The 25,375-nt window shown below is 34.2% G+C and carries 22 protein-coding genes and 1 pseudogene; 9 read left to right on the forward strand and 14 right to left on the reverse strand.

The window, feature by feature from the left end:
• Nucleotides 1-5 precede the first annotated feature (5 nt).
• From ACUTSE_RS02865 to ACUTSE_RS02885, 5 genes and pseudogenes are all read left to right on the forward strand, one after another.
• A pseudogene (locus ACUTSE_RS02865) lies at nt 6-320 on the forward strand (glycosyl transferase); the annotation flags it as partial.
• Between the two features lie 136 nt (nt 321-456).
• On the forward strand, nt 457-2,796 hold the full coding sequence (locus tag ACUTSE_RS02870; protein ID WP_445639159.1) for a TonB-dependent receptor: 2,340 nt from the start codon (nt 457-459) through the stop codon (nt 2,794-2,796).
• Between the two features lie 3 nt (nt 2,797-2,799).
• Complete coding sequence (locus ACUTSE_RS02875) at nt 2,800-3,963, forward strand: PepSY-associated TM helix domain-containing protein (RefSeq protein WP_445639160.1); 1,164 nt, start codon at nt 2,800-2,802, stop codon at nt 3,961-3,963.
• 321 nt (nt 3,964-4,284) lie between these two features.
• The gene (locus ACUTSE_RS02880) at nt 4,285-5,202 is read left to right on the forward strand and encodes an arginase family protein (RefSeq protein WP_445639161.1); all 918 of its coding nucleotides are present in this window, start codon (nt 4,285-4,287) and stop codon (nt 5,200-5,202) included.
• 110 nt (nt 5,203-5,312) lie between these two features.
• Entirely contained in the window at nt 5,313-5,846 is a 534-nt protein-coding gene (locus ACUTSE_RS02885; protein ID WP_445639162.1) for a GNAT family N-acetyltransferase, read from the forward strand.
• Between the two features lie 130 nt (nt 5,847-5,976).
• On the opposite strand, the gene ACUTSE_RS02890 is transcribed toward ACUTSE_RS02885, so the two are convergent.
• The 6 genes from ACUTSE_RS02890 to ACUTSE_RS02915 form a co-directional block, all read right to left on the reverse strand.
• Nucleotides 5,977-6,639, reverse strand: coding sequence for a hypothetical protein (locus tag ACUTSE_RS02890; protein ID WP_445639163.1), 663 nt, complete (start codon nt 6,637-6,639; stop codon nt 5,977-5,979).
• Between the two features lie 146 nt (nt 6,640-6,785).
• Nucleotides 6,786-7,259 carry a hypothetical protein gene (locus tag ACUTSE_RS02895; RefSeq protein WP_445639164.1) on the reverse strand — a complete coding sequence of 158 codons (474 nt, stop codon included), beginning with the start codon at nt 7,257-7,259 and terminating at the stop codon, nt 6,786-6,788.
• 126 nt (nt 7,260-7,385) lie between these two features.
• Complete coding sequence (locus tag ACUTSE_RS02900) at nt 7,386-7,868, reverse strand: hypothetical protein (RefSeq protein ID WP_445639165.1); 483 nt, start codon at nt 7,866-7,868, stop codon at nt 7,386-7,388.
• Between the two features lie 126 nt (nt 7,869-7,994).
• Nucleotides 7,995-8,492, reverse strand: coding sequence for a hypothetical protein (locus ACUTSE_RS02905; RefSeq protein ID WP_445639166.1), 498 nt, complete (start codon nt 8,490-8,492; stop codon nt 7,995-7,997).
• A gap of 156 nt (nt 8,493-8,648) precedes the next feature.
• On the reverse strand, nt 8,649-9,158 hold the full coding sequence (locus ACUTSE_RS02910; protein ID WP_445639167.1) for a hypothetical protein: 510 nt from the start codon (nt 9,156-9,158) through the stop codon (nt 8,649-8,651).
• 327 nt (nt 9,159-9,485) lie between these two features.
• Entirely contained in the window at nt 9,486-10,343 is an 858-nt protein-coding gene (locus tag ACUTSE_RS02915) for a helix-turn-helix domain-containing protein (RefSeq protein WP_445639168.1), read from the reverse strand.
• 121 nt (nt 10,344-10,464) lie between these two features.
• On the opposite strand from ACUTSE_RS02915, the gene ACUTSE_RS02920 reads away from it, so the two are divergent.
• Both ACUTSE_RS02920 and ACUTSE_RS02925 read left to right on the forward strand, forming a co-directional pair.
• A complete protein-coding gene (locus tag ACUTSE_RS02920; RefSeq protein ID WP_445639169.1) occupies nt 10,465-11,508 on the forward strand; it encodes an MBL fold metallo-hydrolase in 1,044 nt (347 codons plus the stop codon).
• 3 nt (nt 11,509-11,511) lie between these two features.
• A complete protein-coding gene (locus tag ACUTSE_RS02925) occupies nt 11,512-12,480 on the forward strand; it encodes a fumarylacetoacetate hydrolase family protein (RefSeq protein ID WP_445639170.1) in 969 nt (322 codons plus the stop codon).
• A 94-nt stretch (nt 12,481-12,574) separates the two neighbouring features.
• Here the strand turns inward: ACUTSE_RS02925 and ACUTSE_RS02930 are convergent, their stop codons facing one another.
• Genes ACUTSE_RS02930 through ACUTSE_RS02945 form a run of 4 tightly spaced genes read right to left on the reverse strand, consistent with a single transcriptional unit; the run spans nt 12,575 to nt 18,928 of the window.
• Nucleotides 12,575-13,195, reverse strand: a complete 621-nt coding sequence (locus ACUTSE_RS02930; protein WP_445639171.1) for a TetR/AcrR family transcriptional regulator — start codon at nt 13,193-13,195, stop codon at nt 12,575-12,577.
• Between the two features lie 16 nt (nt 13,196-13,211).
• Nucleotides 13,212-14,621 carry a TolC family protein gene (locus ACUTSE_RS02935; protein WP_445639172.1) on the reverse strand — a complete coding sequence of 470 codons (1,410 nt, stop codon included), beginning with the start codon at nt 14,619-14,621 and terminating at the stop codon, nt 13,212-13,214.
• 9 nt (nt 14,622-14,630) lie between these two features.
• A complete protein-coding gene (locus tag ACUTSE_RS02940; protein WP_445639173.1) occupies nt 14,631-17,771 on the reverse strand; it encodes an efflux RND transporter permease subunit in 3,141 nt (1,046 codons plus the stop codon).
• 35 nt (nt 17,772-17,806) lie between these two features.
• Nucleotides 17,807-18,928, reverse strand: coding sequence for an efflux RND transporter periplasmic adaptor subunit (locus ACUTSE_RS02945; protein ID WP_445639174.1), 1,122 nt, complete (start codon nt 18,926-18,928; stop codon nt 17,807-17,809).
• A 410-nt stretch (nt 18,929-19,338) separates the two neighbouring features.
• On the opposite strand from ACUTSE_RS02945, the gene ACUTSE_RS02950 reads away from it, so the two are divergent.
• Together ACUTSE_RS02950 and ACUTSE_RS02955 are read left to right on the forward strand one after the other, a co-directional pair.
• Nucleotides 19,339-20,427, forward strand: a complete 1,089-nt coding sequence (locus ACUTSE_RS02950; protein ID WP_445639175.1) for a sensor histidine kinase — start codon at nt 19,339-19,341, stop codon at nt 20,425-20,427.
• On the forward strand, nt 20,424-21,173 hold the full coding sequence (locus ACUTSE_RS02955; protein WP_445639176.1) for a LytR/AlgR family response regulator transcription factor: 750 nt from the start codon (nt 20,424-20,426) through the stop codon (nt 21,171-21,173). The genes ACUTSE_RS02950 and ACUTSE_RS02955 overlap by 4 nt, the downstream gene beginning before the upstream one ends.
• Nucleotides 21,174-21,227: 54 nt before the next feature.
• Here ACUTSE_RS02955 and ACUTSE_RS02960 read toward each other — a convergent pair whose 3' ends face one another.
• From ACUTSE_RS02960 to ACUTSE_RS02975, 4 genes are all read right to left on the reverse strand, one after another.
• A complete protein-coding gene (locus ACUTSE_RS02960; RefSeq protein ID WP_445639177.1) occupies nt 21,228-21,698 on the reverse strand; it encodes a GNAT family N-acetyltransferase in 471 nt (156 codons plus the stop codon).
• A gap of 267 nt (nt 21,699-21,965) precedes the next feature.
• A complete protein-coding gene (locus tag ACUTSE_RS02965) occupies nt 21,966-22,856 on the reverse strand; it encodes a hypothetical protein (protein WP_445639178.1) in 891 nt (296 codons plus the stop codon).
• Between the two features lie 207 nt (nt 22,857-23,063).
• The gene (locus ACUTSE_RS02970) at nt 23,064-23,372 is read right to left on the reverse strand and encodes a hypothetical protein (RefSeq protein WP_445639179.1); all 309 of its coding nucleotides are present in this window, start codon (nt 23,370-23,372) and stop codon (nt 23,064-23,066) included.
• Nucleotides 23,353-25,371, reverse strand: coding sequence for a histidinol-phosphatase (locus ACUTSE_RS02975; protein ID WP_445639180.1), 2,019 nt, complete (start codon nt 25,369-25,371; stop codon nt 23,353-23,355). The genes ACUTSE_RS02970 and ACUTSE_RS02975 overlap by 20 nt, the downstream gene beginning before the upstream one ends.
• Between the last annotated feature and the right edge of the window lie 4 nt (nt 25,372-25,375).

The following is a 25,375-nucleotide window of genomic DNA, read 5'->3' on the forward strand; positions in this document are numbered from 1 at the left end:
AAATCATGCCCAAAAAGGAGGTATTTATTTTATCTGGATTTGTACTGCTCAAATTTATCTTGCAGTATTTTCTTATCCATCCAGACTATGATTTGCAGCGGGATGAATACCTACACTTAGATCAAGCGAATCATTTAGCCCTAGGGTATATGTCAATTCCACCCGTAACTTCTTGGTTTTCCTTGCTAATTAAACTACTTGGAAATACGGTCTTTTGGGTTAAGTTTTTTCCAGCGCTATTTAGTGCTTTGACCATTGTTGTGGTATGGCAAACCATTCACGTATTGAAAGGAAATTTGTATGCTAAGATTTTAGGAGCCTATTACCTTGTACACACTCGAAATTACAAGGCTAAATTTTAATAAAAAAAACATAATTCCTTAAATAGAATTATTCTAAAATATAATTACATTTGCGGTGATTAAATAGAACTATTCTAAATAAATACCGTATTTTATGTTACTATCCCTAAAGAATACCAAATTAAGTATTTTATTTTTTGGGCTTATTCTGTATTTTTTCCCAACTACCCTAGTTGCACAGCAGGTGACTGTTAAAGTTACCGATGCGGAATTACAAGCAGTGAATCAAGCTATCATTTCGATTAATGGCGAAAATAAAGGGGTAACAAATACGAGTGGAGAGTTAGTTTTAGATTGGACTCCCTATCAGGATGCTACCCTATTAATTACAGCAAATGGCTATCAGGAACAAATTCTAACGGTTTTAAAATCAGAATTAAAAGCCATTTTACCCATACAATTACAAGCTGCTGAACAGGCTTTGAATGAAATTATCATCACTGCAGGTCGACGTGCAGAAAATATAGCAACCATCCCTTCTTCTGTTACGATTATCAACCAAAAAGAAATGGAGAAACAGATGAGCGTAACGACTGATATAGCTATGATTTTAAGCAATCTAGTTCCTGGATTAGGAAGTGCTACGAATAAGGGGACTTCTTCTGGGCAAACATTAAGAGGGAGGCCACTACTTGTTTTAATAGATGGTATTCCACAATCAACCCCACTCATGAATGGCGCCAGAGATATTCGTTCAATTGCTCCCTTTGCTATTGAAAGAGTGGAAGTCATCAAAGGGGCTACAGCTATTTATGGTAATGGCTCTACAGGTGGAATCATCAACTACATCACCAAGAAAAAGCAAGGGGATCACTCATTTGGAGGAACAACTGTTTTGGGAACTTCATTTAATCCAGCCAATAGCAGCGGTACTTTAGGATACAAAGTATCTCAATCTTTTGGAGGGAAGTATCAAAAATGGAATTATATCGCCGGGGCATCTTTAGACTATACAGGTGTTCAACATGATGGTGAAGGATTAATTGTTGGGCAAACGGATGGATTATCCAATACTTATCAAAAGAATTTATTTGCACAGATTACCTATGAAATCAATGAAAATTCTGCTATTCGCGCTTTTTACAATGGGTATTCTAGTACGCAACATGCTAGATACATCAGTAAAACAGGAAAGTATGGAAGCGAACCTACAATAGGTATTGCAGGAACAGATCCAGGAGAACATGCAGGAACACCTTATAATCACAACATTATGTTGGGCTATACCCATAGCAATTTGTTTCTTGATACTCAAGTCGATTTGTCTTTCTATATGAATGCTTTCCGATCGATGAATCGCTATGTTGAACAAAGTACTTCTTGGTATGGTCCTGGACAAACGAGAATTAACTCCAATAAAAAGGGGATTCGCCTGAATTTTAATACTCCTTTTATTTTATTTGATAGGCCTAGTGAAATAACCTATGGTATTGATTTACTAAACGATAAAACAGATCAAGACTTAACGGACGGAAGGGTTTATATTCCTTCGATGAATATGGTGAATATAGCACCTTATGCTCAGTTAAAAATAGATGTATTGGATCATCTTATTTTTAAAGGAGGAATTCGATATGAAAACGCAAATGTAGAAGTTAAAGATTTTAATACCATCGCTTCTGGGCCTAATAATGAGGGTAGTATTTTTGTACAAGGTGGTAAAATCCCTTATAAAACAACGCTATTTAATGTAGGATTGCGCTATAATAAATACGAAGCGTTCAATCCTTTTGTCAGTTTTTCACAAGGGTTTGCAATTAATGAATTGGGGCGTATTTTAAGAAGAGCGACCGAAAGTACATTAGGTCAATTAGAAACCGAACCTATTATTACCAATAATTACGAAATAGGGTTTTCAAGTAGATTCTCCATTTTCAATTTTACAGGTGCTTATTACCTCAGTACCTCTAAATTAGGAGCTAATTTGGTGGATGTTAATGGATACTTAGTTGCTCAAAGAGAACCTGAACGTGTACATGGTTTCGAAATTACTGGAGAAGCTACCTTATCTCCACAATGGACCGTTGGTGGTTCTTATGCCTATGTAGAAGGAAAAGCTAAATTTGATGACGGAAGTAAAGTTTATCTAAACGGTGGACGCATTTCTCCGCCAAAAGCAACGGGGTTTGTTTACTATACGCCAACGGATAAATGGAGTATTCAACTTTATTGGTTATTTTCAGGAAGCAGAGATCGCTTTGAGATGAATGAAAAAGGAAAATACAAAAACAGCGAAGGGGCAGTCAAAGATATCAGTTTATTTAACTTAGCAACGACCTATACCCTCAACAAAGCTTGGAAAGCTAGTATGGGTGTAGAAAACATATTCAATAAAACCTACTATCCTGTTGTAAGTCAATATCGCGCTTTAGATGCAGATTACATTCGTGGTAATGGAATGCAAGCCACTATAAGTTTACAATATAATTTTTAATCCATGAAGAAATTTCTTTTATGGTTACATAAATGGTTGGGATTGTTTACGGGTATTATCGTGGTCCTAGTCAGTCTTACGGGTTGTATCTATGTTTTTCATGATGATTTAAAAAAAGTAGTTTATCCCAATCATTTTTATCTTGTAAATGACAAAAAGGAAACGAATACAGCAGCGTTACCTTATTCAGCAATTGAACGTTTGGCTCAAGAAGCTGTGGGAGAAAACTACCCCATTAATCGAGTAGATATCTATCCCGCTAAAAACAGAACTTGGGTATTTCGAGCCTTAAAAACAGATAAAGAAGCTTTCGGTATCGGCAATGAAATAGTGTATTACAAGCGCGTGTTTATCAATCCCTATACGGGGCAAGTACAACAAGTAGAAGATAGCAAACGCGAATTTTTTTACCAGGTTTTACAACTGCATCGCAACCTTTGGTTAGGCAGTAAATATGGTGGATGGGTTGTTGGAGGTAGCACCGTTTTATTTCTTGTTATCAGCGTTACAGGAATCATATTGTGGTGGCCCAAAAAATGGAAAGGAAAAACATTTAAGAGAAGTTTTGCCTTTGACTTCTCAGTCAATTGGAAACGACTAAATTATGATTTTCACAACCTATTGGGCATGTATAGTTTTCTGCTCGCTATTCTTATTGGTTTTACAGGAATTCTATTTGCCTTTCCTACATTCAGTAAGTCCGTTGAAAATACGCTAAATAAAGTAGATGAGGCTAAGTTTCAGGTTATGGAACCTACTTCATTTGATTTTGTGGATCAAGTGTATGTCAATACGCTTGATAATGCTGTACAGTATGTTCTTCAAACATTTCCAACCGCTGATATGGTGTCACTTCGATTGGGAGATAAAACCAGTACAGAACACAATTTACAGGTGCGATTAGAACAAGATAAAACAAGTAAATTCGAGTGGATTTATTTTGATAAAAGCACAGGACAAATCACTTCCTTACAAGATCATACCTACCAAAGCATTGCTTTAGGAAGTAAAGTTAACTCGCTAAAATATGATTTACATGTCGGAACCATCTGGGGTTACCCTACTAAAATTATGGCTTTTATAGGATCCTTAATTTGTGCTTCTTTACCTATTACTGGATTTGTCATTTGGTATAATAAATCAAAGAAGAAAAAGAAGAAAAAATAAGTAAAATTTATAAGTTAAAAAGAAGGGGAATTCATCTTATTATAATAAAAAAACAGGCAATAGAATAAGCTCATCCTATTGCCTGTTTTTTGTATCTCCTACTCCTTCAAACGCGAGAATAAATTCTTCTAGCGGACATAATAAATGCTTTATTTTTTTTAGTATCTTCCATTTTTATACTAAACGTTTTGCTTTATACGCGTTACCTTCTCAACCGTATGCCTCGTTTACCTTGATGTCTTGATTCAAAGGAACGACTGAACATTAGTAATTAATTACTTAACTTGAATACATTATTTTCCTCAAGGAAATACAACTACGATGAAAAAGATTATTTTATTAGAATGCCCTACGAATTTAGGGCTTATAAAATCCCCTACTATTGATGAACCCGGAGTAAAAAGACTACCGGATTGGATGCGTTTTCATCACTTTCATACCCTTTTAGCTCCTAAAGAAACGCATCGATTAGAAGCTTTTCCGTTTGCTATGCATTTGGATCCAATTACACAAGTGCGCAATGCTGAGCACATCATACAATATGCAGAACAACAATCCAATAGTATGGTACAACACTTACATAAAGACTCCTTTGTACTTGTACTGGGTGGTGATTGTAGTGTTTTAATAGGAAGTGCTCTAGCGTTGAAGAAAAAAGGGACTTTTGGACTTTTTTTCCTAGATGGACATACAGATTATACCATTCCTGAATTGTCACAAACACATGGTGCTGCTGGTATGGATTTAGCTATTGCCTGTGGTTATGGCCATGAAAAACTTACAAATATTCAAAAATTAAGCCCTTATTTAAAAGAAGAACATGTCTATTGCGTCGGAAATAGAGAATACGATGATGATTATGAAAAACCGATTCTAGAATCAAATGTTCATTATTATCCTTTGTATAAACTTCGCAAGGAAACAGTTCTAACTGTAGTTCATCACTTTTTATCTATGGTTGATCAAGAAGAATTAGATGGTTTCTTTATTCATTTGGATGTAGATGTTTTACATGATACAATCATGCCTGCTGTTGATTGTAGACAAGAAGATGGCTTAACCTACGATGAATTACACGAAATCGTAACAACGTTAGTACAACATGAGAGATGTTTTGGTCTAGAAATCACTATTCTTGACCCTGATCTTGATCCTGATGGAGTATATACCAAAGCTTTTATAAACAATATAATGAGTTGTCTTCAACACATAAACGAATCAGAAAAATCAAGTTACTAAACTCAGAATAAAACTGAAATTGAAAAACAGTATATTGTCAAGCATTTAGAAAATAGCAACAATACAATAGAGAGTGAATTAACTAATTTCATCAAAAAAGAAAAAAGGGAATGGAAAATATAACAATTAGAAAAGTAACGATACACGAGAGTAAGCAACTTCAAAAAATTAGCAGACAGACGTTTTTTGAAACATTTTCAGCTGATAACACAGCAGAAAATATGGAGAAATACCTTGATGCAAGTTTTTCTGAAGAGCAACTAACAGCAGAACTAGCCCTATCAGATTCAGCCTTTTATTTTGCTTTATTGAACCAGGAAGTAATCGGATACTTGAAGATTAATTTCGGGCAATCTCAGACAGAATTACAAGACGAAAAATCACTAGAAATCGAACGCATATATGTATTACAAGCTTACCACGGTAAAAAGGTTGGGCAACTACTTTATGAAAAAGCGATGCAGCTGGCTCATCAAAAAGAGGTACACTATATTTGGTTAGGAGTTTGGGAAGAAAACCAAAGAGCTATCCGCTTTTATCAAAAGAATGGTTTTGTTACGTTTGATAAACACATCTTCACATTGGGTAATGATGAGCAGGTAGATATTATGATGAAAAAAGCAGTGAAATTTAGAGTGGATTAATCATAATCCTTAGCTCCGTTATTCCATTAGGCAAAGCTTCCTTCACTTTTTTAGTTGTCCTATTTCGAAATAAAAGGAAAACTTATAGGTTCCAAGTATTTCGTGTTATTGTTAACTATTCGGTTTTTTACTAATCATTTGTATCATTCCAAATTAAGAGCTCGCCTATTTCATCAATATTTAGGTGGTTGTCTCTATTTATTTTTTCCAGCCTTAATTCAAATGTTTTGAGTTCTTGTTTGGTTTGAACAATCGCTTTCTTTAAAGTGAGGATATCCAAAGAAACTATGCTGTCTTTTGGTATCGGAATAAAGTCTTCATCCAATGCTTCTACTGAAAAGTCAAGTATAATAGTATTCGCCTCTATTTTTACCTGTGGTTGTGGATGTCCTGCATAAAAGCCATTTTCTCCATTTGCAAGCTTTTCCCAATAATGAATGTCAGAAAGATCCCCGCAACATTGTGGAAAATATATATCTTCTCCATCAATGCGAAGTACATAACCACCAAATAAAGGGCTTGTTTGTTCGCGTTGATATTTTCCATCTAGCATTTCTTGTGTATGGTCTATCACTAACTTAGTCAAATTATCATCTGTTATTTCAGCAAGTGTATAAAATGACGAACCAGCTAAATAAGGTTTTAATTCGTCTTTAAAACCTGCTTTTTTATAACTATCAAAATTATATTTATCCCATAGTTCTGGAAAATCCCAATACGGATATTGGTCAGGGACTGGAATCCCTTGATTATTATATCCAATTTCTATAACGGGAATTAATTCTATTATCATTGTTTTTAAATTAGAATGAGCCCTTTATTAAGAAAGTTCTCGGCTAGGATAAGAATCGTTTGATTCTAAAAAAAATACTATTAAATAGTTGATTTTAAATGAGAAGAGGATTTTCCGTTTTAATAGGGTGTCAATGTATAGGCCATTTATTCACTCTCTAGTTCTTTGTCAATTGTCCAATTGATTTTGGCTTCAAATTCAATTTGGACTAGATTCTCTTTTGTATCAAAAAAAGTCGAAGCACTGTAATAATGAAAACCAATACTAAACTTGTCATTTATTGGTGTTAAATCAAAGGTGAAACTATTATAACCGGTCGGAACATGGCAATCTTTACCTTTAAATTGGCCTTTAAAATGAAACCAGCCTCCATAATAATGAAGCCCATCATCTTGTCGACAGTAATGGCAAATTTCACTTTCTTTTTTATAATCAACTCCAAGCTCAGTTAGGAATTTTTTAATTTCTTCAGGATAAATTGTTTCTCTGCTGTTGACAAAATTTTTACAGTCATTACAATCACAACCTTCAGAACTACCACCAGGGACTTTGTCGTACGTCATTTTTGTCAATTCTTTGTCTACAATGAATTCCCAATCTCTGAATTTTACTATTATCATTTCTTTGTGTGTTTTGTTGTGATCACTTTGCGAAGCAGCGGGATTAAAGGCGAAACATCAGATTTTAGCCTTACCTCATCATTGCGCCAAACCCTTGTTATGCGAAATTTTTTTTCTATTGTGTTCTTAATCTCCAGTTACAGGGTTAATGTTTTCGCCAAATTCTATTTTGTCTTTATTAACCTTAAAAAGAATTGTTTCGTGTTCATTTTCTGGTGTCAATATTACTTCTTTGTCAAGTATTTTAGAGAGGTCTGTCATATACTTAACTAATTTATTATGGTCGTCTATAGATATGAATTCTCTTGGGTCAATATCGTTTTCTATTTCTATGTCGTCAAAGAAATGGGCATTAATTTGGATTTTGTCAATGAAGATATTTGCGGTTGAACACAGATCATGACTACCATTCCAAAAGTCCTCGATTACATTAAAAGTTATTTGATTTTCGTTTTTACTAGCTTTACCGTTATACCAATCTATACGATACCTCTCATTTACATAGTTAGTCCATTTTCTCCAGTCGGCAATAGTTGTCTGCGCAACATAAATATCACGCAAAGAGCCGTCCAAATAGTAAATTTTATTTTTTAAGTCCGTCCAATCCATTGTCGTTTGTGTGTCTTTTTAAAATATTGCCAAACTTTTTAAAGCTTGGTATCAGAAGCAGAAAGTGAAACGAAAAGTTTCAATTAGTGACACAGTAAGCAAAAATTAAATAAATTTTATTTCATTTCATCCTTTCATCTGTTCTTCAATTCGCAACTTATCAGTCGCTAATCTTTGTTTAAATTTTTCAATCATTTTTAGATAATCATCTTTAGAAAAATTTAATTCTGTTAGTTGATCAAACCACTCCACGTTTGAACCAACTTTTTCAGCTTCCCACGCTTCTGTTTTATCTAAACCTATTCGTTTCCATTGAATTATGTTTCCACAATTTCGAATTTCTGCGACAAGTACAGTACATGAAAAATCATTATCGTCTGGACACATTAGAATCGGACAGATACTTGTTTCATTTTCATTGGGTAAAATTCTGTTCCAAACAACTTCTTTTTCATCCTCTCTTTCCATCCAATAAACAAGAGTTGGAATAAGTCCTTTGTACATATTACCTGGATAAAGCTCATCCAGTTTTTCATCTAACCAATAGCCATCAATGTGATAATTGATAAAGTCCCAATAATCTTCATAATCACTTTGATCTTCTAAACCAACTATCTTGTTCATATCTTTGTTTTTAAAGCGAAAGTTCATAAAGCTCTCCTATATTGTTTAGCTTTCTTCCTAAAAGTTGTTCTGCCTCTTAGGGTACCTTTTTGATTTGCGTTTTTATTAGACTTTGTACATCTGTTTTTTTTATGTATTGATGATATGTCTTCATAATTATTTTACATAATTAGTTGTCCATTCCCCACTTTCATAAAATAAATTATAGCCATTTTCAGCATCTGAGCACAAATATTGTCCTGTCCATTCTCCATCAAGATTAAATAAGTTGAAATTTGACTTTGCCCTAATGAAGTACCCCACCCATTCTCCGTCAGTATTAAAACTTAAATAAACATTGGAGTTTGCTTCAACTAAAATCCCAATCAAATTTCCTTCTTCATTAAACAGATATTTTCTTGCCCCATTTCCATAAAACGGATTTAGATTAAATGAGTATTTGGGATTGATACTTGAATTGTATTTGGGATTTAAGTCAGAAGTATATTTTGGATTAATACTTGAGTTATATTTTGGGTTTAAACTTGATGAATATTTAGGATTAATAGAAGAACTATATTTTGGATTGATACTTGAGTTATACTTCGGATTAATGCTTGAATTATACTTCGGATTAATACTTGAATTATACTTCGGGTTTTGATTTGTAGGTATATTTTGCCCCATGGCAGTGACCGAAATTAATAGTGATGTTAGGAGTGCAATAAATATTTTCATTTCGCTGTAGCTTGTGTTGTACTATGACGTAAAAAGACCAAAGCTCCTTGATAACAAGCATCCTGAAGCTGAATTTCTACTAAAGTACAAATTTATATCGAAGCACAAAATGTAAATTATAAGTCATTGATTCCCTTATAGCCAAACAGTTAAATTTTTAGCTAGATAAACGTAAAATATCATGCGTATACTCCTCCTGTCGGAAACTAGTACCTAAACCTGCTTCTACCAAATTACTTCCTTTTAACTAAATCTTCTTTTACCCTACTTCTTACTCTACTCCTTTCGATACTCATTAGGTGTCATTCCTGTGTTCTTCTTAAAAAAACGACTAAATAAAGTAGGTTCTGCAAAGTTTAATTCAGCCGCAATTTCTTTGCTTGTTAAGCTTGTCGTTTTTAACAGTGATTTACTATACAAGATGACCATCTCGCTTATCCAGTAAGAGAGGGTGTGCTTCGTTACCGTTCTAATCACGGTAGATAGATGCTGAGGAGTTACACATAATTGATCTGCATAGAATTGCAGCGCGCGCTCTGCTTTAAAATGCTTGTACAACAAGGCAAAGAAAAGCTTGGTTAGGTGCTCATAACGCGACTCAGCTTTGGTATTCTTATTCGCATGTACATAGACACCTTGAATTTCTAAAAGCAAGGCACTAAATAAATGCGTCTGTACCTCAGCAATTGGATGCGCTGAATAATGATACTTACTTGTCGCTTGATAAAGGTCACCTAATAATTCCAATTGTGTGTCATCCAAATCAATAACATATTGTTGCCTTAGTGTTTCTAATAACGTTGTCTTAAAAAGAGAAACAGATGTCGTGATAAAATCAAAAGAAAACATTAAAGAATGGATTTCAATATCCTCAGAAACCGTTATAGGATAAACAATCGCATTAGGTACCAGACTTATCAAGCTGCCTCTTTGAATCGTGTGCTCTACCAAATCCACTTTTATCTTAGCATGACCACCAATACAAAGCCCAATCACGAAAGCATTGATCACATGAGGATGCTTCGCGAAGTAATTCTCAATTTCTTTCGTATGCTTAGAAATATAGATGGCTTGCTGTAAGTCCAATCCCCTATCTTGAACGATTGAATCAATCGTATGTTGTTTTACTTCCATAAGCGGTCTTTCGCTCAAAGATACAAAATCTTACTATTTGCACATCTATTCTACTGATTTGTTCACCACTTAAAAACGCATATTACCTAATTTTGTACTAGTAATCAATACATTAAAAGCCATGAACAAGCAAAGAGTAATCACTTCCAATCGTTTAAAAGTAATAGAGATTGATCATAATATATTTGCTGCTATTTCTCCATATAGAGGAATTAGCTGGGCTAATGCAGCATTTATTAATCGAGGAAAAGGATTAGTATATGATACTTTTTTTGATCTATTTCACGCGCAGGAACTCAAAGATATTTATACTCAAGTAAGCAATCAGGAACTCCCTCAATATGTGGTAAATTCACACTACAACAGTGATCATACATGGGGAAATAAGGTATTTAAGGATTCTTGCATTATCATGCACAAGAATGCAGCTCAAGAACGCCTTACTGAAAATATACAATGGTTTGACACCATCATTAAAAGAGGAAAAGACTCCTTAGCATCATCAACAGGAGAACGCTTCTTTGCGAAAGAGTTTGAAGGTTTTGATTTAACAGGCGTTGAGTGGATTACCCCTGATATAGAAATAACGAGCAACACGACTCTACACTTGGATACTACCGAAGTACAGCTGATAGATGTAGCTCCTTCTCACTCAAATAGTGATGTATTGCTGTGGTTGGAGAAAGAAAGAATCTTATTTGCAGGAGATGTTGTATTCAATGGCTGTACGGCTTATAGTGAACAAGGTATCCATAATTGGGTAAAAGTATTGGACTACATTATACAGGATTTAAAACCTAAAATTGTTGTTCCGGGTCATGGTAGTCTTTGCGGTGTTGACTTTGTGGAGGAGCAAAAACAATATTTAACTTTCGTATTAGAGCAAGTAGACAAACATTATACAAAAGGAATTACAGCAGAGGAAATCACAAAGAAAATAGATATTTCGAAATACTTACATTGGATACAACCCGAGCGCATTTACATGAGCATCTTAGCCGTTGTAAAAAGCAAAGAAGAAGGTCAGTTTATCCCACCATGGAATGACATCCCTGCTTCATTAACTGAAGTTAGGGCTTTTTACGACCAAAAATACAATCATACGATTCCAACCTGGGATCCTTATAGCTCTTGGAATGAATCGCTACAATTTTTAAACCCGTAAACCATGAAATTTGTAACCTATCAACTGAATAAAGAAGTTCGTTTGGGCGTAATCACTTCTTCCAATAACGCTATTTTAGACTTAAGATCTATCGCTCCACAAGAAGTGATATTTAGCTCTATGCAGTCTTTAATAGAATCTGGTCAGGATGGATTAGAGAAAGCAAGAGCGATACTGTCTAATGAAGATATCTATCAAAGTATTCCGCTATCGTCTATTCAATTATTGGCGCCTATACAGCCCAAAAGAATATTGGGGACTATGTTTATGAATCCTGATAATCATCTTGCTACTGCTTCAGAAAACATTATAGCGTTAATCGGTCAGCAAACCACTCAAGATGTCAGCATCTTAAGTGAGCAGTTACACAAGATGATTGACCGAATCAAGAACAGCAAAGAAGCATTATATGAACTAAGAGATCACACGTATATTTCACATACTGGTGAAACAATTCATGCTCCTCAAGGCACTAAAGGCTTAGATTATGAGTTAGAATTGGGATGTGTCATTGGCAAAACTGGAAAAGACATCTCAATAGCAGATGCTGCTGATTACATTTTCGGATATACCATCTTTAACGATTGGACCCTACGCGATCTTCAAATCAAGAATGTGCTCAATGGAAAAGGTTGGGCTGACAACGCTAAAGACTTTGACCAGTCCGTTACCTTAGGGCCATGCATCGTGACAAAGGATGAAATCGACATCAATGCTTGTGCAATGAAAGCGTACGTCAATAAACAGCTGTGGTCTGAAGGAAATACCAATGAGCATGCTCAATCCTTTGAAGAGATTCTCGTTAGTATCAGTAAAGGTAGAACCATTCACGCGGGTGAAGTATGGAGCTCCGGCACAGTAGGCACTGGATGTGGTATCGAATTAGGTAAACAATTACAGCACGGTGATCTAGTAGAACTAGAAATACAAGGCATTGGTACGATTACCAATACAGTTCATATAAGTGCGTAAAAAGACCATTATAGGAATACACACAAAGTAAAAAGACAATACATCGTTCACCGTGTATTGTCTTTTTTAAAATCTAACGTTAGTTTCTATACGTTTAAATGACTTTGAGCAAATCATCAAAATTAACTTCCTCTAAATAATCTTTACTCAGCAATCGAAATTCATCACTTCCTTGTTCTGTTGTGATTGCCTTAAAATAAAAATCGACGATCGACTCTTTTAACGTATCGTGATCATACTCCGAGGGCAATTTTGAAGTAATAAGGGAAATAAACGACCACGAACAGCATTCAACATCCAAATCCTGTTTAAATACCCCTTCTTGTATCCCCTTTTCTAAATTTGCTTCCAAATAAGGGCTGACTTTTTGAGTTAAAAATTTCTTTTGTTTGGATTCAATCTTATAATAAAACCTTGAATGTTCATTGATAATAGAGGAAAAACTAAATGCAATAAATATTTCTAAGCATTGCCTAATTTCTAATAACTCTTTAATAGCCAAAAGCCTACTCTTCTTGAGAAATTTAAGATACACCAGAACCATTCGATTGACCTCTTTTACACATTGGCCAATTAGTTCTTCTTTTGAAGAAAAGTATTGGTAAATCGTTTTTTTAGAAATCCCTAATTCCAAAGCCAAGTCATCCATTGTAATTCTTCTTAAACCATCTTGTATAAAAAGGCCTAGCGCTGTTTGGCAAATTTGTTCTTTCATAATTTCTATTTTAACCTTATTCAACTCCTCCCCCTAAAGCTCTGTACAATCCGACAGAAGCATTGAGCTTTTCCATTTCTGTAGTAGATTTATCTAGTGCATTTTGCAAACTGTTATTTTGAGCGGTTATCACTTCTAAATAGGTCGCCATTCCACTTTGATACAATTTTAAAGCATCCGCAGTGGCCTTCTCTAAAGAAGCAGCTTTTTCCTGCATCAAGACTAATCGTTCCGTTGCAGCCTTGTATTTTGCTAATTCATCCGAAACTTCTCCGACGGCATTTAATACCACTTGTTTAAATTGGATTCTTGTTTTCTCCTCTTCTAAAACAGCCGTTTTATACGCTGTTTGTAAAGCTCGTTTTTGAAATATTGGCGCTGTTAAATTCCCTACCAATGTTTTAGTTAGCGCGTTTGAAAGATCAAACCAATCATTAAACTTCGCTGCATTGGTTCCGATTTGTGGGCTTATACTAATACTAGGATACATCGCTACCTTCGCTAATCCTATTTTCGAATGATTCGCAACTACTGCGTATTCTGCCGCTTTCACATCGGGTCTTCGACTAATCAACTGAGCGGGAACTCCCAAGGTTAACACCTCTTCTTGTACGATATTTTGAAGCCCTGTGGTGCGATCTATTTGTGCAGTGTACTTTCCGCAGATAATACTCAACGCATTCTCTTGAATAGCAATATTTTGATTCACTAATGGAACTAGCAGTTCTGCTGTTTTTTTCTGTGCTTTGGTTTGCTCGATTGCAAGTGAATTAACCTGTCCTGCTTCATATTGCAATTGCATCATTTGCAGCGTTGTTTCACTTAGCGCAATGTTTTCTTTGGCAATTTCTAACTGTTCATCAAGACTCACTAAGTTGTAATACGCTTGTACCACTTGTACAATGATGCGTGTTTTAAGCGCTAAAAGATTTTCTGCTTGTGCAAAATAATCCGCTTGAGCAACCTGTTTTTGCAATTTCGTTTTTCCCCAGATATCCACTTCCCAAGTCAGTTTAAGCGAAGAACTAAAATCATCTACATACGATTTTGATGCGAATTGTTCTGCCATCTGGCTACTCATCGCATTTTTTGAGCCATAATTTCTACTAGCTCCCGCAGCAAAATCTAACGTGGGCAACAATCCTAATTTAGCTTGCCTAAAGGCTAGATCTAATTGTTCCATATTTTTTAAAGCGATATGGATATCATTATTGTTCTCTAAAGCTTTTTCAATTAAGACAACGAGTTGTTCATCGCGAAAAAACCTTTTCCATGGTAACTGTACACTATCACTTGTTACTTCTAATTCTTGGCGGAATGTAACAGGAAGATTTAACTCTTCCTGTTTGTATTTTTTAGCCCCCACACAAGACGTAATCAGTAACATTGTGGTAGCTATACCTAATACGCTATATATTGGTTTCATTTTTTAACTTTATTTGTGTGCTGTTTCACGTTCATTTTCTTTTACACCTGAAATTCTTTCTTGTACATACTGGAAAAGAATATATAAAAGTGGAATAACAAAAATTCCGAGTACTACTCCACTTAACATTCCAGCTGCTGCACTTATACTAATCGATTTATTACCTGTGGCTGTACCTCCTGAAGAAAGCATCAAAGGAATCATACCGACAATAAAGGCTAGCGAGGTCATTACAATTGGACGCAATCTCGATTTAGCCCCTTCGAAAGCGGCCTCCGCAATTGCCAATCCAGATTGACGCCTTTGTACGGCAAATTCGACAATTAGAATCGCGTTTTTAGCCAGTAATCCAACCAACATAATAAGTCCAATTTGAACGTAAATATTGTTGTCCAATCCAACCGCTTTAATTCCAATGTAAGCCCCTAATACGCCCGTTGGTATAGATAATAAAACAGCAAGAGGTAACAGATAACTCTCGTATTGTGCTGCAAGCAAGAGGTAAACAAACAAGAGACACAACGACAAGATTAATACCGTTTGATTTCCTGCTGATTGTTCTTCTAAACTCAATCCCGTCCATTCATAGCTATAATCCGAAGGAAGTTGATCTAAAACCTGTTCCATTTTCCCCATTAACTCGCCATTGCTCACCCCAGGGTTTGCACTCACATTAATTGTTACAGCATTGTACAAGTTATAACGACTAACCGATTCTGGTCCGTACACCTTCTTAAGCGTTACCAAAGCTTTCACAGGAACCATTTCTCCCGCCTTGTTTTTCACAAATATTTCATTCAACGACTCTTTGTCCTTGCGAAAAACGCCATCCGCTTTAATATTTACGCGATAAAACTTACCAAAACGAGAAAAGTCTAAAGATTGATCTCCCGAAAAGAACGTTTGCATCACGTTTAATAAACCGCTTACACTCACGCCCATTTGCTTCGCCTTATCCTCATCTACTTCGATTTCATATTGTGGATAATCCGTTCTAAACATCGTAAAGGCGATCTGTACTCCAGGTATTGCCATAATTTGTCCAATCAACTCATCTGCCTTAGCCTTTAGCACACTTGGATCACGTGCCATACGATCTTGCAAGACTAGTTCCGCTCCCCCTGAAACACCATACCCTTCTACAGGAGGCATTCTCAGCGCCATGACTGTCCCTTCTTTAATGGTTGCCAATTTCTCATTGACAATAGCCATTAATTCATCTATATTCTTAACAGCTCCTCTTTCTTTTTGTGGTTTAAACTTAACAAATCCAAGTCCATAGCTTGGACCACTACTATTGCTCAAAAGGTTAAATCCTGTAATAGCCGTATTTTCATCAACTGCCTCTACTTCTGCTAGCAATCGATCTATTTCTTCCATTACCTTTAATGTTGGCCCCACATTGGTTCCTGGAGGCATCTCTAAGGAATAAATAAACATGCTGTCATCTTCCATCGGAACAAAACTCTTTGGCGTGCTCATCATCGCCCAAGCAGCGATAGCGATTATCCCAACAACTAACCCCGTTGCCAACCATTTGCGCAGCGCCAAAAATCGAACAGCATGTACATAGCGATCGGTTAAATTATTGAACCCAACATTAAAAGCGGTGAAAAAGCGCTGCCCGAATCCGTTCTTTTCTGTAGCATGTCCATGGTTGTTTTTCAACAATAGCGCACATAAAGCAGGCGTTAACGTCAATGCATTTACAGCCGAAATGATAATTGCAATCGCTAGTGTATAGGCAAACTGTTTATAGAATATACCCGCTGAACCTTCCATAAAACCAATTGGAATAAACACAGCAGACATGACTAATGTAATTGAAATAACAGCACCTGTAATTTCACTCATCGCACTTTTAGTTGCTTCTTTACCAGACATGGAACTACCTTCCATTTTACTGTGGACCGCCTCAACGACCACAATGGCATCATCGACCACAATACCAATGGCTAAAACCAAGGCAAAAAGCGTTAATATATTGATTGTAAACCCAAAAATCAACAAAAAGAAAAACGTACCGACAATAGCAACAGGAACAGCAATAGCGGGAATTATTGTTGAACGCAAGTCTTGTAAAAACAGAAATACAACAATAAAAACTAAAATAAATGCCTCAACAAGCGTCGTTGTCACCTGACTGGTTGCTTCATCCAATTTTTCCTTTGTACTCATTACTTTGCTAAAATGAATACCTGGGGGAAAAGATTTAGATAAACGCTCTACTTCTTTATTAATTCCAATCTCAATTTCATTGGCATTTGATCCTGTAGTTTGCATAATAGCAATCGTCACCGCATTTCTACCATTGCTCTTATTTTCACTTCCATACGAAACAGATCCAAATTCTACTCGAGCAACATCATTTAATCGAATGATATTCGTTCCTTCATTTTTCACAACGACATTGCCATAATCTTCAGGCACATTTTTCTTCCCTTTGTAACGCATGACGTACTGCAACACCGCATCCGAATCTTCTCCAAACTTACCAGGTGCGGCCTCCAAACTCTGATCGGCAATAGCTGTTGTAATATCAGCAGGAACTAAACCATATCCCGCCATCTTTCTTGGATCTAACCAAACGCGCATGGAGTATTCTTTACTACCAAAAATTTGCGCTTGACCTACCCCAGGAACCCGTTTGATTTGTGGAATAAGATTGATATTCGCGTAATTCTGAAGAAATTTCTCATCGTATTTCTCATTATCGCTGGTATAAAGATTAAACACCATAATCATACTATTCTGCTGTTTTGAGGTGGTAAGTCCCATTCTCAAAACCTCAGCTGGTAATATTGGCGTCGCTTGTTGGATTCGATTTTGAACATTTACTGCAGCCTGATCTGCATTAACTCCTTGTTTAAAAATGACAGAAATAGAAAACGTTCCATCATTACTCGCCGTAGATTTAATGTATTGCATGTCCTCTACTCCATTGATCTGTTCCTCTAAAGGAGTCACTACAGAACGAATAACCGTTTCACTATTTCCTCCAGGATATGAACCTGTTACGGTTACGGTTGGTGGTGAAATATCGGGGAAACGCGTAACTGAAAGACGACTAAGCCCAATAATACCCAAGATTACAATAATCACGGATATAACGGTGGCTAAAACCGGTCTGTCTATTATTTTTCTTAACATAATTCTATTTTATACTTCGTTTATTTTAAATACGCCTACTCTGCTACAACTGGAATAACTTCCATCCCATCCATAAGAGCATCTATTCTATTTAGGGCAATCTTATCTCCTTGTTCAACTCCAGATTGAATTAAATAATCATCACCCGAGCTACCGAATATTTCAACAGGAGTCATCGCTACTTTATTCTCTTCTATCAGCTTAAACACAAAAAACTTATCTTGAATATCTTTTACACTTAGTTTAGAAATTTTTAAAACATTCGCTTGTATTTTATTGATTACAACACGTGCTGATCCTCCTGAACGCAATAGCTTATCTGGATTTTCAAAAATGGCTTTCATGGTCATACTCCCTGTGTTTCTATCAATATTTCCACTTGCAAACTCCAGTTTTCCTTGATGCGGATATATTGATCCATCCGCCAAGATTAATTCAATTGTTTCTTTATCTTTTTGCTGTCTTTTATAGGCGATAAAATCGGCCTCACTAAAAGAGAAATACACAAAAACAGCATGGATGTCTGATAGCGTTGTCAAGGGAGCAGCATCACTTGGAGTTACTAAATTCCCTATGCGACTAGGAATACGGCTGATATAACCACTAACTGGGGCTTTTATCAACGCAAATTCAGCATTGAGTTGTGAAGACCCCAAACTTGCTTTTGCCTGAGCGACTTGTGCTAAGGCTGCTTCATAACGGGCTTTAGCTTCGTTTAATTGAATCGTACTGATTACTTTACCTTCCACTAGAGGTTTTAATTTATCTACCTCTAAGGTTGCCGTAGCTAAATTAGCTTGTGCTGATTTTAAAGCAGCCTGGCTATTATTTACTTGTTCATGGAAAACGTCCCCTTTTATGCGAAACAGCGATTGTCCCTTTTCAACATAATCTCCTTCTTTCACATAGATTTCTTCTAAATATCCACTAACCTGTGCCTTAATATCAACATTAACAGCTCCTTCAATCATTCCAGGATAAGTATGCGTTATAGTGGCATTCCCTTGCTCTAACGCAACAAAATTTGTTTCTTGAGCAGGCATATCAAATAGAGCCGATTCCTGATTTTCTGAACCACAAGCAGCTAACATTGTCACTAAAATTAAAGTCAATAATACCGGTCGAATTTTCCATTTTTTAGTAGAATACTTCATCATTTCTTTTGAATGTTTGTTTAATAATTGGGGGCAAAGAAAGAACAGACTCCTATTCTTTATGGAGAGAAATGTGGTGAAACGTAAAAATATCCAAGTGAAGCGTTTTTAAAGCAAAGTCAACTGATTCGCACAACCCAAATAGCGGGTAGCAATTTCCCCTAAGCCTTACCCTTGTTAGCAATAGCCCGTTTTACCCTCCTTTATTTCAGTTACATCTCACCGCTGAGATTTTGACTGTTCACTGCCTATTTTTTCCGTTCCAATGCAATTATAGTACGAAAAGTTCCTTTCGTTTTTTAGCTTGCATACTTTTAAGAAACCTTATTGTGCTACTACATCAGTAAACGGTTTACAAGAAGGAGCTAGACTTATAATTATTATCTTTACAACTGGATTAAAAAACGAACTAAATGATTACAAATAAAGAAATTAGAATTATTTTAATCTTATTTGCTTTTGTAGGCTCGCATTTACTTTGTTATATGTTAGACCCCTATAATACCTACTATACGGACTACTTTGACCGATCTTATGTCGACATCATCATAGAGTGGTCAACCTCTTTGATTTTTTGTGGGATAATCTCTGAATTGAGTTTATATCTCGATTCTGTACTCAATGTAAAAATGCCTTGGACCATCAAGCCCTTAAAGCGATTGATTACGCAAATTATCATTCAAATCATTGGCGTGCTTGTAGTCATTTCTATTTTAAATTTTATCATCAATCAGATTTTTGATGTTTCTACCCCAACAGAAAAAGAAATGAGAGAATTCTTTCAATGGGTTGTAGCAACCATACTCATTGTCTTGATGATCAGTGCCATTAGTACCGGTAATTTCTTGTTGCAAAACTGGAAAGCAACTGCTATTGAAGCCGCAGAACATCAGTTAAAAGCAACAGAATACGAACTAACCGCAACACAACATAAACAAGTAGCTGCAGAAGCAGAATTGCAAGCCTTAAGGTTACAACTCGATACCCATTTTGTGTTTAATAACCTAAGTGTGCTATCTGAATTAATACTAGAAGATCAACAACTGGGCTATCATTATGCCGAGAATTTCACCAAAGTTTACCGTTACCTTTTAGTCAATTCAAAAAAGAATCTGATCACATTAGAAGAGGAACTAAAATTTTTAAACTCCTATCTCTTCCTGATTAAAAATCGAATTGGAGAAGGCGTTATTTTCGAAATAAATATTGAACAAGATAAACTTCCCTTGAGGTTACCTCCTTTATCTTTGCAACTTTTGATTGAAAACGCGCTAAAACACAATCAAACCCTGAAAAACAATCCCTTAAAAATCAGCGTTTATTCCACCAATGAAAATGAATTAATTGTGGTGAATGATTTATTGCCTTTGCTTACCAAACCTCAATCTGCAACCATAGGACTCAATAATATCATGAGTCGTTACGCCTTAGTTTCTGATAGAAAACCATGCATTGAAAAGGGTGAACATACCTTTACTGTAAAAATACCGATGATCATATGAAAGTAAAAAAAATTGTAATTATAGAGGATGAGAAACCCAATAGTGATCGACTTAAGCGGTTATTAATCGAGTTAAGACCCGATATAGAAATACTCGCTATTCTCGATAGTGTAAAAGGCGCAATCAACTGGTTTAGTCAGCATTTAGCCCCTGATTTGGTTATGATGGATGTACGATTAGCCGATGGTATTAGCTTTGAAATATTCAATCAAGTAAAAATAGAATGCCCGGTTGTATTTACAACCGCTTATGATGAATATGCGGTAAAAGCCTTTAAATACAACAGTATTGATTACCTCTTAAAACCAATTGAAAAAGACGAACTTGAACTTGCTTTGAATAAATTCGAATCGCAAATGCTACGTCCTTCTATTGAGAATTTACTCCAATACATTCAGCCAAAGGAATACCGCACTAGATTTTTACTTCCCTACCGAGATAGTTACAAAACAGTCCTGATTCATGAAATTGCTTTTTTCTATTCCGAACTCAATATTACCTACGCTAAACTATATACTGGAGAAAAAGAGGTAATCCCTCAAACGTTAGAGAATCTTGAATTACAACTCAATCCAAAAGAATTCTTTCGCACAAATCGAAAATATATTGTACACCTAAATGCCATTCAAAAAGTGCATAACTATTTTAATGGAAAACTAAAAATTGATCTTAAAAATAATCCCCAAGAAGAAGTTCTGATTAGTAGAGAGAAAAAGCCACTTTTTAAAACATGGATGGATTATTAAATCGTAGATTAAAAGAGTCAAACTGAATTCGAGTGAAGCTAGATTCAGTTTGATTTATTGCGATAACACGAATTCGTAAGTAACCTCATTATCATCCTTAGCGACACACACAAAACCCAATTTTTCTACTAAACGAATGGCTTTACTATTATCAGGTGTTGTTACGCCAAGTATTTTATTCACTTTAAACTCTTGGTGTATTACCTCTTTCACTTGCTCAAAAGCCAGCTTCATGATGTTCTTTCCCCAATATGTTGACAGTATCGTACCTCCAAATTGAATACTCTTGTCTTCTATATTGTAATGATGCAAAGCAATATCACCAATGATAGCGTTGGGATTGTCACTAGTTTTAATGACATATAACGCCTCACAATAGGAGCTAATACGCTTTAAAAAATCTAAAGGCTCTTCATTGACTAAAAAGCAATGATCCCCATTAGCAGCTCTGTTTTTATAAAGCTCATAATAGCCTTGAGCATGAGCCACATCAATTATTTCGATTCTAATAGTATCTATAGGCATGAATATCTAAAGTTGTTTATATAAGGAGTTGTATGCTAAAATTGGGATAAGGGTACTGGTAAATAGGGATGCTCCCTTTTTTAAATTATCGGGAACACCTCATCGTGAAAGTTTTAAACGATGATGGGAATCGTTTGATTCTATATCAAATGTACTTCTTAATAATTGATTTTAAGACAAGATGCTATATCTTAAGACTATAGCTCAAAAACATCTTGATAACTAATTAGTTATCTGCAGTTCAATCCAATAGGAAGTCCTTCATGCTTAATTTTTATTTAATTCCTTCATAATATATTTCATTTCCTTATCTAATTTATTCTTTATCAAAAAGTCTTTAAAACCCGATTTAATTTTTAATTTAGTATTGTAAGACTTTGTTAAAATTTTAATTTTTTTTGTATTAGTTTTTTGATAATTATGTCCAAACTTATTAAGAAAATTAATTGAAATTAGATGAAACGCTCTCATAGCATTCAAATTTTTATCACTATCAATATCTTTAATACTTGTCCAATATTCAATCACTTTTTTATATCCAACATAATTTAATTTAAGTTTAGTTTTAAATTCCTCAAATCCAATTAATTTATCATTTTCAATCAACCAATTACCGTAAGTTTCCAAATCATTTTTAAAAAAATGATTTGTATCTTGGCTAGAATTATAGCCCAGTTCTTTGAGTATTTCAGCATCACAAAATATATTTTTAAAAGTTTTTATATATGTTAAAAATAAAATATCTTCATCATCCGCAATTGTAGAATCAATTGAAATAGTATCACGCTCTGTCTTTATAATCCAATACCAAAATTCTAGCATTCTATAAATAGAACTATTAAGAAAATACTGTTCATTTATAAACCAATTATGTTCTGAGATATTCAACCAACCTTTGTTTAAATTTATATTTAAATTGTAAACTCGGTAGTTCAACTCTTCAATACTATTTAAAAGTGGCATTTTATTTTTTGCTATTTCTTCTTTCAATTTTTTTCTTTGTGAAAACTCATACTCTTTTTTAAGCTTATAGTTTAAGCTATATCTATCTTTGAGTATTCCAATTATCCAAGTAAGAACCATTATTGTAATTGAAGTAATAAGGGAAATAATTGCTGTTTGTAATATTGTATCTAAATTATTGAACCAATTTAACATGATTTAATTATTAAAATGTTATTTGTAGAAATATCTGCTAACGGATCGCGTATTGGCGATAACGGTGAAATAGAAAGTCGAAACTTTCAATCTTGCATTAACCTAAGCAACAAACTTTTATCATTTTCTGAATTTATAAAAAAAGGAAAAACTTAAAGTTTTTCCTTTAATCTGTCATTTAACCAATATAATGTTAGAGAAAGGCTTTTAGTCGATTTCTATTTTATATTTCTCTAAAGCAGGTTTATAAGTTGATTCTACACTATCTTTAAATCTTGTTTTATTTTCAATAAAATCATTGAATTTCAAAAAGATATTCTTGTAAATTATATTATGCGCAGGGTTTTGAAGTAATTCATCTTGATATTCATCCATTTTAAATTCGTCTGAACGCCCTGCTAATTTTAATAATGATAATAAGCTATCTTTATCTATTTTATCAATTTCTATCCAAGAAGTTTCATCAGAAACTAATCTAAAATATCCTTTATTATTATCAATTTTTAAGTATTTCATAAGTTAAATTTTGACGTTCTTGATATGCTTCTACTCCAGCTTCTAAGCAATTTAATATGGAGTCGTAATTTTTAATTTTATCACCATCAAAAGAAATTAACTCTTTATCAGATGGATAACCTGAAAATATTCGATAAATGATTTCTTTATTTTCAATTTTTTTTTGTGTGATTGCTACATAATTTGGTTTAATAGATGCTCCAACGGTACTATTATGTGTTACAACTACTACAGGCATTAGAAGTGAAATATCTTTAATTAAAGTATTAATCTCTTTTTTCAAAAACAAGTTATCAAACGAAGATTCTGGCTCGTCAATTAATAGAATGTCAAATTTAGTAGCATCTTTAATCTCGTGTATCAGATTAAATTCTGAACGTTCACCACCAGAAACTTTAAATCCATCACTATTTAATGTTTCAGATTCAATTTTAATAAAAAAATTATAAATTGAAGCCTCTTCAATACCAATTTCTTTTAATTTCAAAAGATATGGATAAGGATTATTATAAAAAGTATAAGCTGGAGAATAAGCTTTTTTATCTTTTCCAATTTTTTGTAAATCTGATGCTCCATAAATTTTCTTTGTCGAAGTGATTATTGAAAACTTACCTAAACTATCTTCATTAATTATTCGTTCATTTTGAAGTTCCTTGACAAGATTATTAAATTTTTCAACTTTCATTTCTTCAATTGATATTTCATAGAAATCTAAATTCTCTACAAAAACACTAGTAGTCTTAACTCTTAATTCACGTTGTATATCATTTATAATAACATTTAACCATTTCTTTTCTTCATTTTCAATTTTGGAAGATATTGCTTTATCAATTAAATCGTTAAGCAAGTTTTTTAAATTAATAATCGATATGTGTTGTGTGATTATATCTTGATATTCATTATTTTCAATAATATAAATTACAGATTGAATTAATTTATCAAGATTTGTAAAATCATTATCAACAAAATTACTTTCATTAAAAAGATTACATTTCGAATACAAATCCTTTTTTTCGCTCTCAGTTGCGTACCTTTTCAAAGAATCTAAATAAGATTCAATATTCAAATGATTTTGTTTTAAATCTATTTGAAGCACGTCTTCAACGACATTTTTAAACTCTTTAAGATATCTATTGTATACAATGCTTCGTCTATGATCATTCGCTTTATTGAATGTCTCTTCATCATCTTGAAGAAGGGAAAATTGTTTTATATATTTAGCATTTCCGGATGATGAAGCAATTTTATTTAAAGTAATTGTTTTTCCAGAAGAACGTTCTCCTAAAATAATATTTAGACCTGTTGAAAGCTTTAGACCATCGACAGTGGCTTGGAAAAATTCATTTCCATCCTCTTCTGATAATGCTAATTTGCTTTTATCTGCTAGACAAGACTTTAACCCTGCAAATGTAATTTCATTTAAATCAAAAAATGTATGTCTAGTAGAAAAATTATTTAAATCTGATCTAAATCGCATATCGCTAAATAATACAGGAACTAAATCATCTTCTTCTCTGAAGAGCCTTTTAAATTTAGATATACTTGCTACTTCTCCTGCTGTTATATGAGGTGCTAATTTATCGATAACATCGTCTTTTATTACAGGGCTTTTATCATAGTGAGGTATTAATATATATTTACTTAAATCAGAAAATATAGAATTGAATTCCTCTAATGTTAGTGAATCTGTATTTGTTATTATTTTGGCTGAAACTAATTTACACTTTTCATCAAAATTTGATATTTCAAAATCATCAATATCTGTAATAACTAAAATATGTCCTCCTTCTAAATCTACTTCAATTCCAGGAAAAACCGGAATTGAGAGAACATTTTTTATTTCGTAGTATTGCTTTAAATTAAATACATTATGATTCGTTATCGCTAGTGCATCAATTTTTAGTTTTTCAACATATTCTGTAACTTTTGTCAAATCGAATGTGAAATCATAATCGCTCACAGTTGAAATTGTATGTGTATGAAGGTCGATTTTTTTCATTCAA

Source organism: Myroides sp. TSA_177.3 (genome assembly GCF_052691955.1).

Coding starts and splice junctions, on each gene's coding strand:
- ACUTSE_RS02870 (WP_445639159.1), top strand. CDS start 457: ATGTTACTATCCCTAAAGAATACCAAATTAAGTATTTTATTTTTTGGG.
- ACUTSE_RS02875 (WP_445639160.1), top strand. CDS start 2,800: ATGAAGAAATTTCTTTTATGGTTACATAAATGGTTGGGATTGTTTACG.
- ACUTSE_RS02880 (WP_445639161.1), top strand. CDS start 4,285: ATGAAAAAGATTATTTTATTAGAATGCCCTACGAATTTAGGGCTTATA.
- ACUTSE_RS02885 (WP_445639162.1), top strand. CDS start 5,313: ATGGAAAATATAACAATTAGAAAAGTAACGATACACGAGAGTAAGCAA.
- ACUTSE_RS02890 (WP_445639163.1), bottom strand. CDS start 6,639: ATGATAATAGAATTAATTCCCGTTATAGAAATTGGATATAATAATCAA.
- ACUTSE_RS02895 (WP_445639164.1), bottom strand. CDS start 7,259: ATGATAATAGTAAAATTCAGAGATTGGGAATTCATTGTAGACAAAGAA.
- ACUTSE_RS02900 (WP_445639165.1), bottom strand. CDS start 7,868: ATGGATTGGACGGACTTAAAAAATAAAATTTACTATTTGGACGGCTCT.
- ACUTSE_RS02905 (WP_445639166.1), bottom strand. CDS start 8,492: ATGAACAAGATAGTTGGTTTAGAAGATCAAAGTGATTATGAAGATTAT.
- ACUTSE_RS02910 (WP_445639167.1), bottom strand. CDS start 9,158: ATGGGGCAAAATATACCTACAAATCAAAACCCGAAGTATAATTCAAGT.
- ACUTSE_RS02915 (WP_445639168.1), bottom strand. CDS start 10,343: ATGGAAGTAAAACAACATACGATTGATTCAATCGTTCAAGATAGGGGA.
- ACUTSE_RS02920 (WP_445639169.1), top strand. CDS start 10,465: ATGAACAAGCAAAGAGTAATCACTTCCAATCGTTTAAAAGTAATAGAG.
- ACUTSE_RS02925 (WP_445639170.1), top strand. CDS start 11,512: ATGAAATTTGTAACCTATCAACTGAATAAAGAAGTTCGTTTGGGCGTA.
- ACUTSE_RS02930 (WP_445639171.1), bottom strand. CDS start 13,195: ATGAAAGAACAAATTTGCCAAACAGCGCTAGGCCTTTTTATACAAGAT.
- ACUTSE_RS02935 (WP_445639172.1), bottom strand. CDS start 14,621: ATGAAACCAATATATAGCGTATTAGGTATAGCTACCACAATGTTACTG.
- ACUTSE_RS02940 (WP_445639173.1), bottom strand. CDS start 17,771: ATGTTAAGAAAAATAATAGACAGACCGGTTTTAGCCACCGTTATATCC.
- ACUTSE_RS02945 (WP_445639174.1), bottom strand. CDS start 18,928: ATGATGAAGTATTCTACTAAAAAATGGAAAATTCGACCGGTATTATTG.
- ACUTSE_RS02950 (WP_445639175.1), top strand. CDS start 19,339: ATGATTACAAATAAAGAAATTAGAATTATTTTAATCTTATTTGCTTTT.
- ACUTSE_RS02955 (WP_445639176.1), top strand. CDS start 20,424: ATGAAAGTAAAAAAAATTGTAATTATAGAGGATGAGAAACCCAATAGT.
- ACUTSE_RS02960 (WP_445639177.1), bottom strand. CDS start 21,698: ATGCCTATAGATACTATTAGAATCGAAATAATTGATGTGGCTCATGCT.
- ACUTSE_RS02965 (WP_445639178.1), bottom strand. CDS start 22,856: ATGTTAAATTGGTTCAATAATTTAGATACAATATTACAAACAGCAATT.
- ACUTSE_RS02970 (WP_445639179.1), bottom strand. CDS start 23,372: ATGAAATACTTAAAAATTGATAATAATAAAGGATATTTTAGATTAGTT.
- ACUTSE_RS02975 (WP_445639180.1), bottom strand. CDS start 25,371: ATGAAAAAAATCGACCTTCATACACATACAATTTCAACTGTGAGCGAT.